Origin of the sequence: Pseudomonas sp. SJZ078 (assembly GCF_007828255.1) — a bacterium.
Classification (GTDB): domain Bacteria; phylum Pseudomonadota; class Gammaproteobacteria; order Pseudomonadales; family Pseudomonadaceae; genus Aquipseudomonas.
In genome coordinates this window covers 143941-159345 of the sequence record NZ_VIUG01000005.1, presented here as the reverse complement: position 1 = coordinate 159345, position 15405 = coordinate 143941, and the positions used below count along the sequence as shown (strand labels likewise).

Sequence of the window (15405 nt, the reverse complement as noted above, 5' to 3'; positions counted from 1 at the left end):
AAACGGCTTCTACGCTGTCGGAGGGTCTTTGTCGGAGGAATCATATGAAGCGTAGTGCGTGGGTGTTGGCATTGGCCTTGGGTGGATGTGCATCGGTATCGGACATCAACCAGACGCCGCCCACCATGAGTGTTATCTCCGGTAAGAAACCCCACGAATATGCCCGGTGCGTCGCTGACAAGCTGGCCGACAGCCGCGGCGCGTTGCAGATGGAACCCCACAAGAACGGCGTCCGCCTGATCGTCCCCGGCAAACTTTCGAGCCTGCCGGCCGCGGTGTTCGACATTGACGAACGCTCCAGCGGCAGCAGCATCAAGCTGCATGAAAGCATGTCCAATGTACCGGTGCGCCCGGGTGATGTGCAGGACGCGGCCAACGCCTGCATTTCCGGCTGATAACGGTATCAGCTCCGGCCTGACCTTACTTGCACACGACCACGACACTGCGACTGGTGAAGTTGCCGACATTCACGCCCAGGGTCTTGTCGCTTTCATTGGCCTGGGGCGTACCATCGGTGCCAACGATACGGTAGCCGGTGCCGGCGCAGGAGGCATCGGCTTTTTCATAGCAGGCGGCCCAGGAATTGGCTTCGCCTGAACAGTCGATGGTCAGGCCCTGCTCGCCGTTGGCCAGGTAGGTACTTTCCGTCGAGGCACAACCCGCCAGGGCCAGGACCGTAAACAGCGCCAGATAAGTTTTCATGGAGTGGTCATCGAAAAGGGAGGGGACTGCGCGAGGTTATAGCGAATGGTCATTGCGGTACAGATAAACAGCTGGCCTGCACCCTGCCGCAAGGCGACTGATGCAGGCCCTTGCGGTTATTTCTTGCGGCGATCGTTGCGGGCCGGCGCTTTTTCGCGCTCCTTGGCGGCGGGCGCAGGACGCTCGTCCTGGAACACCGCGGCCACTTCCACCGCCATGGTCTTGGTAGGCAAGGGACCGGCAACCTGCTCGCCATGGTAATTGACAATCCACCATTGGCCGTCCTTGTCCTGACTGACCGAATAACCGTTTGCGTTTCGTGTTGCCGACATCTAGCTGCCTCATTGGCGGGATCGAGGGCGCCATGATACGCCAAATGCATGCAAACGGTGCCAGCGGGCTTACCGTTGGACCGTTGAACCCCCGAAACGAAAGGCGATTGAACTATCCGCCGGTTTATTTCTCTATGATGGCATCGGTTGGCCAGTGCAGGCATTGTAAGGTGCCCGCGGCCTGATTAGACTGCGCCGAAACCCGTCGTACACACCGCCTTTTAAAGGATTCATATGATCAAGAAATGCTTGTTCCCTGCAGCCGGTTACGGTACTCGCTTCCTGCCAGCGACTAAGGCCATGCCCAAAGAAATGCTGCCGGTGGTGAACAAGCCACTGATCCAGTACGGTGTCGAAGAAGCCCTCGATGCGGGCCTGAATGAAATATCCATCGTGACCGGCCGTGGCAAGCGCGCGCTGGAAGACCATTTCGACATCAGCTATGAGCTGGAAAACCAGATCAAGGGCACCGACAAGGAAAAGTACCTGGTCGGTATCCGCAAACTGCTGGATGAGTGTTCGTTCTCCTACACCCGCCAGACTGAAATGAAAGGCCTGGGCCACGCGATCCTGACCGGCCGTCCATTGATCGGCGACGAACCTTTCGCCGTGGTGTTGGCGGACGACCTGTGCGTCAACCTGGAAGGCGACGGCGTGCTGACCCAGATGGTCAAGCTGTACAAGCAATTCCGCTGTTCCATCGTGGCAATCCAGGAAGTCGATCCGCAGGAAACCAACAAGTACGGCGTGATCGCCGGCGAAATGATCCGCGACGACATCTATCGCGTGCACAGCATGGTTGAAAAGCCAAAGCCTGAAGACGCTCCGTCGAACCTGGCGATCATCGGCCGCTACATCCTGACGCCGGACATCTTCGACCTGATCGAACAGACCGAGCCTGGCAAGGGTGGTGAAATCCAGATCACCGATGCCCTGATGAAACAGGCCCAGAACGGCTGCGTCATGGCCTACAAGTTCAAGGGCAAGCGTTTCGACTGCGGTGGCGCCGAAGGCTACATCGACGCGACCAACTTCTGCTTCGAGAACTTCTACAAGACCGGCAAGGCTTACTGATAGCCCACGCCGCGAACTGAAAAACGCCCCGACTGGTTCGGGGCTTTTTTTTTGCGGGCAATGCATTGCCATGTCTGGCATAGAACCTTGTGGCGAGGGGATAAATCCCCTCGCCACAAGGGGCGGCGCTCAGCTTTATCCTTGATGAACTTCACCCTGGCATTTTCATTTTTCGCCCCCATAACCCACCCAACGCTGACCCGTCTGGAAACAGCGGGTATGCTGGTGGCCTGCCAAAGGAGAGAGTAATGGCCTACGATTTTGACCTGTATGTGATTGGCGCCGGTTCCGGTGGTGTGCGGGCTGCACGGTTCGCCGCAGGTTTTGGCGCCAGGGTGGCCGTGGCGGAGAGCCGCTACCTGGGTGGTACCTGCGTGAACGTCGGTTGCGTTCCGAAGAAGCTGCTGGTCTATGGCGCGCATTATGCCGAAGACTTCGAGCAGGCTTCGGCCTATGGCTGGACGGCGGGGGAGGCGAGTTTCGACTGGGCCACGCTGATTGCCAACAAGGACCAGGAGATCAACCGCCTCAACGGTATCTATCGCAATCTGCTGGTCAACAGCGGCGTGGCGTTGCATGAGGGCCATGCGAAGATCACTGGCCCCCATGAGGTGGAGATCAACGGCCAGCGCCATACCGCCGAGCACATCCTGGTCGCCACCGGTGGTTGGCCGGTCATCCCGCAGATTCCAGGGCGCGAGCATGCCATCAGTTCCAATGAGGCTTTTTTCCTCAAGGAACTGCCCAAGCGCGTGCTGGTGGTGGGAGGTGGCTACATCGCGGTGGAGTTCGCCGGGATTTTCCACGGCATGGGCGCGCAGACGTCTCTGCTGTATCGCGGCGAGCTGTTCCTGCGCGGCTTTGACGCTGCGGTGCGCAAGCACCTGGCTGAAGAGTTGACGCGCCGGGGCCTGGACCTGCAGTTCAATGCCGATATCCAGCGCATCGACAAGCAGGCCGATGGCAGCCTGGAAGTGACCCTCAAGGACGGCCGTACGCTGATGACCGATTGCGTCTTCTACGCCACCGGTAGGCGGCCGATGCTCGATAACCTCGGTCTGGAGAACACCGCTGTCGCGTTGGATGAGAAAGGCTTTGTAAAGGTCAATGAAAAATACGAGACCACCGAGCCGTCGATCCTCGCCATTGGCGATGTGATCGGCCGAGTACAGCTGACACCCGTCGCCCTGGCCGAGGGCATGGCGGTGGCGCGGCGTCTGTTCAAGCCCGAGCAGTACCGGCTGGTGGACTACCGGATGATTCCCACCGCGGTATTCAGCCTGCCGAACATCGGCACGGTCGGCCTGACCGAAGAACAGGCCAGGGAAGAAGGGCATGAGGTGCAGATTTTCGAAAGCCGTTTCCGGCCGATGAAGCTGAGCCTGACCGACTGCCAGGAGCGCACACTGATGAAACTGGTGGTGGATGCCCGGACCGACAAGGTCCTGGGTTGCCATATGGTCGGTCCCGACGCCGGGGAAATCGTTCAGGGTCTGGCCATTGCCCTCAAGGCCGGCGCCAGCAAACGCGATTTTGACGAAACCATCGGCGTGCATCCTACCGCCGCCGAAGAGTTCGTCACCATGCGTACACCCGCGGCCTGACGCTGTTGTGTAGAAGCTGCCGGGTTGTGGCAGCTTCTACAGATTTTTTCTATCTATACAGTTCCCTGATAGTCAAAACCAATTATTCGCATCAGCTTTGCCAACGAGCCAGGTGGAGAGTGAGTGGGTAAGCTTCTCTCCATCAACTTTCAACCCTGATGGAGAAACACCGATGCCTATCATCAACAGCCAAGTCAAACCGTTCAAAGCTACCGCATTCAAAAACGGCGCTTTCGTCGAAGTATCGGACGCCGACCTGAAAGGCAAGTGGTCTGTCGTGTTCTTCTACCCGGCTGACTTCACTTTCGTTTGCCCAACCGAGCTGGAAGACCTGGCCGACAACTACGCCGAGTTCCAGAAGCTGGGCGTCGAGATCTACAGTGTGTCGACCGACACTCACTTCGCCCACGCTGCCTGGCACAACACTTCGCCAGCCATCGGCAAGATCCAGTACACCATGATCGGCGATCCGACCCTGACCATCTCCCGCAACTTCGACGTGCTGATCGAAGAAGCTGGCCTGGCTGACCGCGGTACGTTCGTAATCAACCCGGAAGGTCAGATCAAGATTGTCGAAATCAACGACGGTGGTGTAGGCCGTGACGCTTCCGAGCTGCTGCGCAAGATCAAAGCCGCCCAGTACGTTGCCGCTCACCCTGGCGAAGTCTGCCCGGCCAAATGGAAAGAAGGCGAGGCCACCCTGGCTCCGTCCCTGGATCTGGTTGGCAAGATCTAAGACCGTGAGTCCTTTGAGGGCGGTCACCCGCACTTAAGTAAGCCGCACCGCCCACAAAAAAACGCCCGGGCGAGATTCGCTCGGGCGTTGTTTTTTCTGAAATTCAAAAAATGGAAATCGCCCGTATGTTGGACGCCAATCTTAAAGCTCAGTTGAAGTCATATCTGGAACGGGTCACCCAACCGATCGAGATCGTTGCATCCCTCGACGACGGTGCGAAATCCCAGGAAATGCTGGCGCTGCTCAAAGACATTGCCAGCCTCTCCACCCAGATCACCTTGCTCGACAACGGCACCGATGCGCGTAAGCCATCGTTCTCGTTGAACCGCCCGGGAGCCGATATCAGCCTGCGTTTCGCCGGCATTCCCATGGGCCACGAATTCACTTCGCTGGTGCTGGCCTTGCTGCAAGTCGGCGGTCACCCCTCGAAGGCCAGTGTCGAAGTCATTGAACAGATCCGCGCCCTTGAAGGCGAGTTCAACTTCGAGACTTATTTCTCGCTGTCGTGCCAGAACTGCCCGGACGTCGTCCAGGCGCTGAACCTGATGGCGGTGCTGAACCCGAACATCCGCCATGTCGCCATCGACGGCGCGCTGTTCCAGGCCGAGGTCGATGAGCGTCAGATCATGGCCGTGCCGAGCATCTACTTGAACGGTGAGAACTTCGGTCAGGGCCGCATGGGCCTGGAAGAGATTCTCGCCAAGATCGACACCAGCGGCATCGAACGCCAGGCCGAAAAAATCAGCGCCAAGGACGCCTTCGATGTGTTGGTGGTCGGCGGTGGCCCGGCCGGCGCGTCGGCGGCGATCTATGCGGCCCGTAAAGGCATCCGCACTGGTGTGGCGGCCGAACGCTTCGGCGGTCAGGTGCTCGATACCATGGCCATCGAGAACTTCATCTCGGTCCAGGAAACCGAAGGACCGAAACTGGCCGTGGCCCTGGAAGAGCACGTCAAGCAATACGACGTAGACATCATGAACCTGCAACGTGCCGATGCGCTGGTGCCTGGCACGGACGGCGCACTGCACGAAGTCCGGTTCGCCAGCGGTGCGCGCCTCAAGGCCAAGACCGTGATCCTGGCGACTGGCGCCCGCTGGCGTGAAATGAACGTGCCAGGGGAGCAGCAATACCGCAACAAGGGCGTGGCGTACTGCCCGCACTGTGACGGTCCGCTGTTCAAGGGCAAGCGCGTGGCCGTGATTGGCGGGGGCAATTCTGGTGTCGAAGCGGCCATCGACCTGGCCGGCATCGTCGCCCATGTCACCTTGCTGGAATTCGATGTGCAATTGCGCGCCGATGCGGTGTTGCAGCGCAAGCTGCACAGCTTGCCGAACGTGACGGTGATAACCAACGCCCAGACCACCGAAGTGACGGGCGACGGTCAGAAGGTCAACGGCCTGCGCTACAAGGATCGTCCGAGCGGTGAAGTGCTGGACGTGGCCCTGGAGGGGATCTTCGTGCAGATCGGCCTGTTGCCCAACACCGACTGGCTCAAGGGGACCGTCGAGCTGTCACCACGTGGCGAGATCATTGTCGACGCCCGGGGGGAAACCTCCATTCCCGGTGTGTTTGCGGCCGGCGATGTGACCACCGTGCCGTACAAGCAGATCGTGATCGCCGTAGGCGAGGGCGCCAAGGCTTCGTTGAGCGCCTTTGACCATCTGATCCGTACCTCCGCTCCGGCATAAGCAGCCGCGCGCTGGAAAAACAAAACCCCATGGGCCAGGCTCATGGGGTTTTTTATTTTTTGCAGATCAGCTCAAGACCGGGCCGCCCCATTCGCGAGCAAGCCCGCTCCCACAGTAGTGCGCGTCGATCACAGCAATCCTGTACGACCTGATTCCAGTGTGGGAGCGGGCTTGCTCGCGAAAGCGTCGGTGCAGCCTGCATCAGTTCAAGCAAGCTCACTTCTACAGCTGGCTCTCAGTGCTGCTTAGAGCGGCGCAGGCTGGATAATCTCGACCCAGTAGCCATCCGGGTCCTTGATGAACGCCAGGCTTTTCATGCGGCCGTCGCTCAGGCGCTTCTGGAAGTCACAGCCCAACGCTTCGAAGCGTTCGCAGGCGGCGACTACATCCGGTACCGAGATGCAGATGTGACCGAACCCGCGCGGATCGGTGTTGCCGTTGTGGTAAGCGAATGCCGGGTCGCTTTCGGTACCGTGGTTGTGGGTCAGTTCCAGGATGCCGGGGATCGATTTCATCCACTCGGTGCGTGCCGCGGCGTCCGCCGGAATCTGGCGCTTGTCCACCAGGGCGAGGAAGTACAGGCTGAATTCGGCTTCAGGGAAGTCGCGCTTTTCCACCAGCGAGAAGCCCAGGACGCGGGTATAGAAGTCCAGGGACTTGGTAATGTCCTTGACCCGCAGCATGGTGTGGTTGAAGACGAAGTTAGCCGTGGCGGCATCGGGTTGGGCGGTGACGCCCGGGAAAGTGTCGAGTTCGTGCAGGCTCATGGGCCCTCCGGAAAATAAGTGGGGCAAACGACGTCGCAGGGCTTGGCGCGACGGTTCTGTGGCTTGCGTCAGGCATGATACGCAGAGGCCGCGACATCGCCAAACCGTGTGCGGCTATTGCCTGGTCATGCGGTGAGCTTCAGACTTCGCGATTCGTCCTTGAGTGCAGTGCAATGATTCGACCGTTCCTTTCGTTGTTCGTCCTGTTTTTTGCCATTGCTGCGAGTGCCAGCGGCCAGGCCGCCGAACCGCAGGTCACCTGGCCCCAGGGCTGGTTCATCGAGCCGCTGCCTTCCGCTGCGTCTGCCGCGCCGGCGGCGCCAGGCACCTCTCGGCAACGGGCGACCAAGAATGACTCGACAGGCAATGCCGTCATGGTCATGGAGCTGACCGCAACGCCCGTCGATCCCGATCATCAAGTCAATTTGCAAGGCGTGCTCCTGGAAATGCGCAAGTCAATCCAGAAGGATTTTTTCCAGGGTGGTTATCAAAGTGTATGCAATAAGATTCATGCTTCCCTGTTGGGCGGGGTAACCGCCCTGGAAACTACCTGCACGATCACACAGAATGGCCGACATGTGTTGTCTCAGACACTGGTCGCAGCACTTAATGAAGGCCGGGCCTATGTACTGTCCTATGCGGGACAGGCGCAGGTATTTGTTGAAAGCCAGGATGAAATACAGGCGGTACGAAATAGTCTGAAACTATAGGGCTATCAAGCTAATACGTCAGGCTTATTCCAGAAGTTTGAGTCCATGAAAAAGCCCTGAGGTATTCAGGGCTTTTTTTATTCATCCTGGGTGTCAGCTGCGTACCCAGGAGTCGACGGTGCTCGCGCCGTATTGTTCTTTCCATGCTTTCAGGCCGCGGTGATTGCCGCCCTTGGTTTCGATCAGTTCGCCGGTGTGCGGGTTCTGATAGACCTTGACCACTCGTGCACGGCGGGTCTTAGGCGCCTTGGTCGATGAAGACCCCGCTTTTGACGGGTTCGGGTCAAGAATTGCGATGATGTCGCGCAAGCCCTTGTCGTAGGTTTTCATCAGTGCCTGGAGCTTTTCTTCGAATTCGATTTCTTTCTTGAGCCCGGCATCATTCTTCAGCATTTCCAGCTGTTTGAGCTGATCCTGAAGGGCCTTTTCGGCTTTACGAAATTCAACGAGTCTGGACAATTATCGTTACTCCAATCAAATATTTGGCTGAGACCAACCGCAGACAAAGCTATAAGCCAAGCGCTTTGACGCGCCTCGGTGATAAATGACTCTCCTGCTATCCAGCACAGGCAGAAAAATTGTAGTAGTTAAACCGGGCAGTGTAAATCGTATCTTTTTCGTCATGTAACAAGAGCAAACGTTTTCCTCAAGTTGCAGCGCTGTCTGCGCGAGGCCGTTGTGTACCAAGTATAGATTCAACTGGGTAGTCCAATGGAAGTTGTGCTTCGATTGTCCATGGGTGGCATTACGATATCGTCCGCTAGAACCGAGCTTTCTTCATTCGATAGACAAGGCCAACTCGATAAATGCCCGAGTGGCGGGTGAAACCTGGCGGCTGTCCAGCACCGCCAGGCCGATCTGGCGCGGAACCGGAGGCGACAAGGGCCGTACCACGAAGCCCGGGTGATCCCCCTCAGGCAGCGAGCCCTCGGAGACCACGGTCACGGCCTCACCCCGGCTGACGGTGTTCAATGTGCTGAGCAGTTGTGAACAGCGATAGCGCACGTTGGGTGCGAGCCGGGCGGCATTGAACAGGCGCGTGACCAACTCTGCCGATCCGGCCTCGGTGAGCACGAAGGGATCGCCGCACAGGTCATGCAGGCTCAGGCTGGTTCGGGCGGCGAGGGGGTGGGCAGTGGGGAGGAGCGCGACCATCTGGTCTTGCATCAGGGCGAACGTATCGAAACGCTCCTCAGGCAGCACCACGAAGCCGACATCGATCCGCCGCTCATCCAGCCATTGGATGACTTGCCGGTCCGGCCCTTCGTCGATGTGCACCTCAATTCCTGGATGCAGGGCCCGATAGCGCTGCAGGATGGCGGGCAACAGCTTGATCGATGAGGTCGGGCCGAACGAGCCGATGCGCAAAGTACCACGGCGCATGCCGCGTGCGTCGGCGGCTTCCTGGCGCAAGGTATTGGCCAACCCAAGCATGGCGCGGGCGCGCAGGAGCAACTGTTGGCCGATGTCGCTGAGTTCAACCACGGACTGGTGACGCTTGAGCAGCTCGACCCCCAGCTCCTGCTCCAGCGACTTGATGGCGTGGGACACCGCCGACTGGCCGATGCCCAGACGCGTCGCAGCAGCGGTGAAACCACGTAGCTCGGCGACCAGGGAGAAGATTTCGAGTTGGGTGAGGGTCATGAGGGATTGCTCATTTTACGATGACTTAATATGAACTGGATAATGAGGTATCCGGGTTGAATCGGATAGCGCCACAAGGTTGTGTACCTTGCTTTAATTGTCTGCGGTGACCCATGAAAACCCTCGAACAAGCCTTACCAACGCCCTCGGACCTGTCTGTTTACCTGAAGCTATCCATGGTCACCATGATCTGGGGCGGCACTTTCGTGGCTGGCAGGATCCTGTCCGATGCCTTGGCGCCCCTGCTGGCCGCCAGTCTGCGCTTCCTGCTGGCCAGTGTGGCGCTGTTGCTGTTCCTCTTCCTGGCAAGGATCCCGCTGGCCAGGCCTACGTTGAAACAGGGGGTGCAACTGGCGGTGCTGGGGTTCTTCGGCATCCTTTTCTACAACCTGTGTTTCTTCTACGGCTTGCACTACATCAATGCCTCGCGGGCCTCGCTGATCGTGGCCTTGAACCCGGCGGTGATCGGCCTGGCGTCCTGGTGGCTGTTCAAGGAGCGGTTAAGTCGGTTGAAAGTAGGCGCAATCGTGCTGTGCATCGGCGGCGCGGGGCTGGTCATCGTCAGTCGCGATCCTCTCTTGCTGGAGGCGTCCGCGCAGAGCTGGATCGGTGATCTGCTGATTTTCGGCTGCGTACTGGGGTGGGGCATTTATTCGCTGTTTTCCCGAAACCTGAATGAAAGCCTCGGCCCATTGCAAACGGTAACCTGGTCGATCCTGCTGGGCACGGTGATGTTGTGGCTGGTCTGTGCAGCCGGGGGGGAGGTTCACTTCGAAGCCCTGCGCGGGCTGGACATGAGGCAGTGGCTGAGCCTGCTTTATCTTGGCGTGTTGGGCTCGGCCCTGGCCTATATCGCCTGGTATGACGGTATTCGCCGGATCGGCGCAACCCGTTCCGGTGTATTCATCGCCCTCAACCCGCTGACGGCGGTCCTGCTGGGTGCGCTGCTATTGGACGAACGGCTCACGACCTTGATGTGCGTGGGCGGCGGGTTGATCCTGACCGGTATTTTCCTGTGCAACAGCCCCCTTGCGCGGGCGGCGAAAAAGCCGATTTGATAGAGGAGGCGGACAAATCCGGTTACGCTGTGTAGAATCGATTTACGCATATAAGAATAACGTCTTCTGGCAGCAGAAGCCTCGCCCGCAAAAGCCTTGGGTCGACAATGAAGATACTTGGGTTACAACTGATCTATGGCGATTTTCTCGCCCGCAGCGTTCGCGGTATCTCCTGCGCGCCACCGCGTGCCCTCAGCATGGCCAGCAACTAACGTTCCGTTAATTGATAAGCATGATGAGGCGCCGACATGGCAGATCTATACGAAAACCCGATGGGCCTGATGGGCTTTGAATTCATCGAATTCGCATCCCCTACACCCAATATCCTGGAGCCGATCTTCGAGATCATGGGCTTCACCAAGGTCGCCACGCACCGTTCCAAGGACGTGCACCTGTATCGCCAGGGCGCGATAAACCTGATCCTCAACAACGAACCCCACAGCGTGGCCTCGTACTTTGCGGCCGAGCATGGCCCGTCGGTATGCGGCATGGCGTTCCGGGTCAAGGATTCGCAGCTGGCCTACCGGCGTGCCCTGGAACTCGGTGCCCAGCCGATCCATATCGAAACCGGTCCGATGGAGCTGAACCTGCCGGCGATCAAGGGCATCGGTGGCGCGCCGCTTTACCTGATCGACCGTTTTGGCGAAGGCAGCTCGATCTATGACATCGACTTCGTGTTCCTCGAAGGCGTCGACCGTCATCCGGTGGGCGCGGGTCTGAAGATCATCGACCACCTGACCCACAACGTTTATCGAGGCCGCATGGCCTACTGGGCCGGCTTCTACGAGAAGCTGTTCAATTTCCGCGAGATCCGTTACTTCGACATCAAGGGCGAGTACACCGGCCTGACGTCCAAGGCCATGACCGCCCCGGACGGCATGATCCGTATACCGTTGAACGAAGAATCGTCCAAGGGCGCCGGGCAGATCGAAGAGTTCCTGATGCAGTTCAACGGCGAAGGCATCCAGCACGTAGCGTTCCTCACCGACGACCTGGTCAAGACCTGGGACGCGCTGAAGAAGATTGGCATGCGCTTCATGACCGCGCCGCCGGACACCTACTACGAAATGCTCGAAGGCCGTTTGCCGAACCACGGCGAGCCGGTGGATGAACTGCAATCGCGGGGTATCCTGCTGGACGGTTCTTCCAACCCGGACGACAAGCGCCTGCTGCTGCAGATCTTCTCGGAAACCCTGATGGGGCCGGTGTTCTTCGAATTCATCCAGCGCAAGGGCGACGATGGGTTTGGCGAAGGCAACTTCAAGGCGTTGTTCGAGTCCATCGAGCGTGACCAGGTGCGGCGTGGGGTGTTGGCGACTGAGTAACGGTAAACCCTGAATGTGGGAGCGGGCTTGCTCGCGAAGACGGAGTGTCAGTCATATCAATGGCGCCTGACACTCTGCTTTCGCGAGCAAGCCCGCTCCCACATGGGATCAGGGTAAACCTCAGGCTCGACGTCGCTGCCGCATCAGGTGCTTGAACCCTTCGAACACCAGCACCGCCACAGCCATCCAGATCGGGATATAGGTCAGCCATTCTCCGGCCTTGATGCTTTCGCCCAGCAACAACGCAACGACCAGCAGCAGCACCGGTTCGACGTAGCTCAACAACCCGAACAGGCCGAACGGCAACAGCCGGCTGGCGATGATGTAGGACACCAGCGCCGACGCGCTGATCACCCCGAGCACCGGGATCAGCAGCGACAGCCACGGGTACTGATCGAACACATTGAAGCCTTGTTCACCGCTCTGCACGAACCAGAGTGCTACGGGCAGCATCAGCGTCATGTCCAGCCAGAGCCCGCCCAGGTTATCGGTCTTGGTGCGTTTGCGCAGGACGAAGTAGATGGGATAACCGATCACCACCAGCAAGGTCGCCCAGGAAAAACCACCGACTTGATAGAACTCGTTGCACACGCCAAGGGTGGCGAAGAACACCGCGACTTTCTGCAGGTATGACAGGCGTTCGCCATAGACGATGCGCCCGGTCAGGACCATCGACAGCGGCAACAGAAAATATCCCAACGACACATCCAGGCTGTAGCCGTTGAGCGGCGCCCACATGAACAGCCAGACTTGCGCGCCCATCAGTGCCGAAGACACCATCGCGCCGATCAGCAATCGTGGGGTGGCGATCAGGCGCTGAACCAGCGCGGTGACCAGCTTCCATTCCCGCGCCACCAGCATGAACACCGTCATACAGGGCATCGTCAGCAGCATGCGCCAGCCAAAAATCTCCACGCCGGTCAGCGGTGCGAGCAGCGAGGTGTAGTAATACATGACGGCGAACAGCGCGGAGGCCGAAACCGATAGGGCGATGCCTTTGGACACTGAAGCCTCTTTCAAGGATTGAAGTTCGACGGGAAGGAGCTTGCTTGTGGCGAGGGAGCTTGCTCCCGCTCGATTGCGTAGCAATCGCAAACAACGGGCCCGCTACGCGGTCCAGCGGGAACAAGCTCCCTCGCCACAGAAGGCTTTCATTTCACTGTTTGGTTATGACGTACGCGGCACACGCCCCGACACGAAATGCCCCACATCGTTGAACCCCGGTGTCGACGCATGCCCCGGCGTCACCAGCGAATCGATGAAGGCTTCGTCCTCGGCGGTGATCGTCACGGCTTGCGCCTTGGTGTAGCCATCCCATTGCTCCTCGGTGCGCGGCCCGACGATGGCCGAGGTGACGGCGCGGTTGTTCAGCACCCAGGCGATGGCGAACTCGACGATACCCACGCCCCGTTCCCGGGTGTACTGCTGGATCTGCTGGGCAATGCGCAGGGACTCGACCCGCCATTCGGTTTCCAGGATGCGTTTGTCCTGGCGACCGGCGCGGCTGTTGGCGTCCGGCGCGACGTCCGGCGCATATTTGCCGCTGAGCACGCCCCGGGCAAGGGGGCTGAAGGGTACCACGCCAAGGCCATAGTTCTGGGCGGCGGTGATCTGCTCGGTTTCCGCCTGGCGATTGACGATGTTGTAAAGCGGCTGGCTGATCACCGGCCGGTCGATGCCCAGGCTGTCGGCGATGCGGATCACTTCGGCGATGCGCCAGCCACGGTAGTTCGACAGGCCCCAATAGCGGATCTTGCCTTGGCGGATCAGGTCGCCGATGGCCGACACGGTGACGTGCAGCGGGGTGTTGTGGTCTTCGCGATGCAGGTAGTAGATGTCCAGGTAATCGGTGCCCAGCCGGGTGAGGCTGGCCTCGATCCCATTGAACAGATGCTTGCGGCTCAGGCCGCTGCGGTTGGGCACGCCATCCGCCGGGCCGAAGCCGACCTTGGTGGCGAGCACCCATTCCTGGCGGCGACTGGCAATCGCCTCGCCGACGATTTCTTCGGAGCGGCCATTGGTGTAGACGTCCGCCGTGTCGATGAAGTTGATGCCCTGGTCCCAGGCCTTGTCGATGATCCGCAACGAATCCTCGGTGCTGGTCTGTTCGCCGAACATCATCGTGCCCAGGGTCAATGTCGAAACTTGTAACCCGGAGTGACCCAACGTGCGGTAGCTCATGACAAGATCCTTTTTATCGATGGGAAAGGCTCAATCAAACCCCAGAACCACCGTATGGATCAAACAGATTTATCAAACACCCTGACCCCACAATGGATTTTGGGTGTACGCATCGGCATTTGTGAAATTGAACAATAATCCCAGGTGTCTTTTGTGCCGCAGACCGGCGCCACGTCTGCGGTCAGCTGGCAGCATGCTGAGCATCGGAACCGGAGACCAAAATGAAAATAATCATCGCCCCCGACTCGTTCAAGGACAGCCTCAGCGCTCAGGGCGTCGCCGATGCCATCGCCGCCGGGCTGGGTGAGGTCTGGCCGGATGCGCAGTTGATCAAATGCCCGATGGCCGATGGCGGCGAGGGGACGGTGGAGTCGGTGCTGGCCGCGTGCAACGGCGAATGGCGTCATACCTGCGTCCGGGGGCCCTTGGGTGCCGCGGTCGAGGCGCGTTGGGGCTGGTTGGCCGACAGCCGCACGGCGATCATTGAAATGGCCGAGGCCAGTGGCTTGCAGCTGGTGCCGCCGGGGCAACGGGATGCTTGTACCAGCAGCACCTACGGCACTGGCGAGTTGATTCGCGCGGCCCTGGATGAAGGGGCCGGGCGGGTGATCCTGGCGATCGGCGGCAGTGCCACCAACGATGCCGGCGCGGGTGCCCTGCAAGCGCTGGGCGTGGCGTTGCTGAATGAACATGGGCAACCGCTGCCACCCGGCGGCCTGGCCCTGGCAAACCTGTCGCGCATTGACCTGAGTGGCCTGGACCCGCGTCTGGCTGGCGTGAGTGTCGAGATTGCCGCCGATGTCGACAATCCCCTGTGCGGGTCCCACGGCGCTTCAGTGATTTTCGGTCCCCAGAAAGGCGCCTCCGCGCAGCAGGTTCAGCAACTGGACCAGGCCCTGGCGCACTTCGCCGGACAGTGCGCCCAAGTGTTGAGCCGCGATGTCAGGGACGAACCGGGCAGCGGCGCCGCCGGCGGCCTGGGGTTCGCGGCCAAGGCGTTTCTGGGAGCGCAGTTTCGGACTGGGGTGGACGTCGTCGCCCAACTGACGGGTTTGGCCGATGCGATCAAGGACGCCGACCTGGTGATTACCGGGGAAGGCCGCTTCGACGCCCAGACCCTGCGGGGCAAGACGCCGTTTGGCGTGGCCCGGGTTGCACGCCGTCATGGCGTACCGGTGGTGGTCATTGCCGGCACGTTGGGGGAGGGGTACCAGGCGCTGTATGAGCACGGCATCGATGCCGCCTTCGCACTGGTCAGCGGGCCGATGACGCTGCAGCAGGCCTGTGCCGACGCACCACGCTTGCTGCGCGAACGAGCCCGGGACATTGCCCGGCTCTGGCGAGTTGCAAACCGATAACCGGCCAACTGTGGCGAGGGAGCTTGCTCCCGCTGGGCTGCGCAGCAGACCCTTGGTCTATCGAATCGATCGCGATGGCAGATCGATTCTTGGGGCCGCTGCGCGACCCAACGGGAGCAAGCTCCCTCGCCACAGCAGGCTCCCTTGCCACGATTTTTTGACACATCATGAAATATATTTCACCGGCCCCCTAAAAGAAGGCTCAAGCCCAGCCGATAAGGGGTTA

General features: G+C 59.7%; 16 protein-coding genes. 9 read left to right on the top strand and 7 right to left on the bottom strand.

Translation table 11 applies throughout. The features are described from left to right. The first annotated feature begins 44 nt into the window (after positions 1–44). The gene (locus FBY02_RS07395; protein WP_144925357.1) at positions 45–395 is read left to right on the top strand and encodes a hypothetical protein; all 351 of its coding nucleotides are present in this window, start codon (positions 45–47) and stop codon (positions 393–395) included. A gap of 25 nt (positions 396–420) precedes the next feature. Here FBY02_RS07395 and FBY02_RS07390 read toward each other — a convergent pair whose 3' ends face one another. Together FBY02_RS07390 and FBY02_RS07385 are read right to left on the bottom strand one after the other, a co-directional pair. Beyond that, positions 421–702, bottom strand: coding sequence for a hypothetical protein (locus tag FBY02_RS07390; protein ID WP_047700839.1), 282 nt, complete (start codon positions 700–702; stop codon positions 421–423). A gap of 116 nt (positions 703–818) precedes the next feature. Further along, positions 819–1034 (bottom strand): hypothetical protein, encoded by a 216-nt coding sequence (locus FBY02_RS07385; protein ID WP_055129562.1) that lies wholly within the window; start codon positions 1032–1034, stop codon positions 819–821. Between the two features lie 234 nt (positions 1035–1268). Between FBY02_RS07385 and galU the strand changes: the two genes are divergently transcribed. From galU to ahpF, 4 genes are all read left to right on the top strand, one after another. Next, entirely contained in the window at positions 1269–2108 is an 840-nt protein-coding gene (gene galU, locus FBY02_RS07380) for a UTP--glucose-1-phosphate uridylyltransferase GalU (RefSeq protein WP_011061681.1), read from the top strand. Positions 2109–2356: 248 nt separating this feature from the next. Next, positions 2357–3712 (top strand): glutathione-disulfide reductase, encoded by a 1356-nt coding sequence (gene gorA, locus FBY02_RS07375; protein WP_144925354.1) that lies wholly within the window; start codon positions 2357–2359, stop codon positions 3710–3712. 172 nt (positions 3713–3884) lie between these two features. Then, positions 3885–4448: an alkyl hydroperoxide reductase subunit C gene (gene ahpC / locus FBY02_RS07370; RefSeq protein WP_020294651.1), complete on the top strand. Its 564-nt coding sequence runs from the start codon at positions 3885–3887 to the stop codon at positions 4446–4448. Between the two features lie 125 nt (positions 4449–4573). After that, positions 4574–6136, top strand: a complete 1563-nt coding sequence (gene ahpF, locus FBY02_RS07365; protein WP_144925351.1) for an alkyl hydroperoxide reductase subunit F — start codon at positions 4574–4576, stop codon at positions 6134–6136. Positions 6137–6381: 245 nt separating this feature from the next. Here ahpF and gloA read toward each other — a convergent pair whose 3' ends face one another. After that, positions 6382–6903 carry a lactoylglutathione lyase gene (gloA, locus tag FBY02_RS07360; RefSeq protein ID WP_139648649.1) on the bottom strand — a complete coding sequence of 174 codons (522 nt, stop codon included), beginning with the start codon at positions 6901–6903 and terminating at the stop codon, positions 6382–6384. Between the two features lie 173 nt (positions 6904–7076). On the opposite strand from gloA, the gene FBY02_RS07355 reads away from it, so the two are divergent. Then, a complete protein-coding gene (locus FBY02_RS07355) occupies positions 7077–7613 on the top strand; it encodes a DUF4946 domain-containing protein (RefSeq protein ID WP_144925348.1) in 537 nt (178 codons plus the stop codon). A 93-nt stretch (positions 7614–7706) separates the two neighbouring features. Here FBY02_RS07355 and FBY02_RS07350 read toward each other — a convergent pair whose 3' ends face one another. Further along, on the bottom strand, positions 7707–8072 hold the full coding sequence (locus FBY02_RS07350; protein ID WP_144925345.1) for a histone-like nucleoid-structuring protein, MvaT/MvaU family: 366 nt from the start codon (positions 8070–8072) through the stop codon (positions 7707–7709). Positions 8073–8390: 318 nt separating this feature from the next. After that, the gene (locus FBY02_RS07345) at positions 8391–9257 is read right to left on the bottom strand and encodes a LysR family transcriptional regulator (protein ID WP_144925342.1); all 867 of its coding nucleotides are present in this window, start codon (positions 9255–9257) and stop codon (positions 8391–8393) included. A 113-nt stretch (positions 9258–9370) separates the two neighbouring features. On the opposite strand from FBY02_RS07345, the gene FBY02_RS07340 reads away from it, so the two are divergent. Both FBY02_RS07340 and hppD read left to right on the top strand, forming a co-directional pair. Next, positions 9371–10315: a DMT family transporter gene (locus FBY02_RS07340; RefSeq protein ID WP_144925339.1), complete on the top strand. Its 945-nt coding sequence runs from the start codon at positions 9371–9373 to the stop codon at positions 10313–10315. A gap of 248 nt (positions 10316–10563) precedes the next feature. Then, positions 10564–11640: a 4-hydroxyphenylpyruvate dioxygenase gene (gene hppD / locus FBY02_RS07335; protein WP_144925336.1), complete on the top strand. Its 1077-nt coding sequence runs from the start codon at positions 10564–10566 to the stop codon at positions 11638–11640. Between the two features lie 120 nt (positions 11641–11760). Here the strand turns inward: hppD and rarD are convergent, their stop codons facing one another. Together rarD and FBY02_RS07325 are read right to left on the bottom strand one after the other, a co-directional pair. Next, positions 11761–12645, bottom strand: a complete 885-nt coding sequence (gene rarD, locus FBY02_RS07330) for an EamA family transporter RarD (RefSeq protein WP_144925333.1) — start codon at positions 12643–12645, stop codon at positions 11761–11763. 162 nt (positions 12646–12807) lie between these two features. Then, complete coding sequence (locus FBY02_RS07325) at positions 12808–13821, bottom strand: aldo/keto reductase (protein WP_144925330.1); 1014 nt, start codon at positions 13819–13821, stop codon at positions 12808–12810. Positions 13822–14042: 221 nt separating this feature from the next. Between FBY02_RS07325 and FBY02_RS07320 the strand changes: the two genes are divergently transcribed. Beyond that, entirely contained in the window at positions 14043–15179 is a 1137-nt protein-coding gene (locus FBY02_RS07320) for a glycerate kinase (protein ID WP_144925327.1), read from the top strand. The last annotated feature ends 226 nt before the right edge of the window (positions 15180–15405 follow it).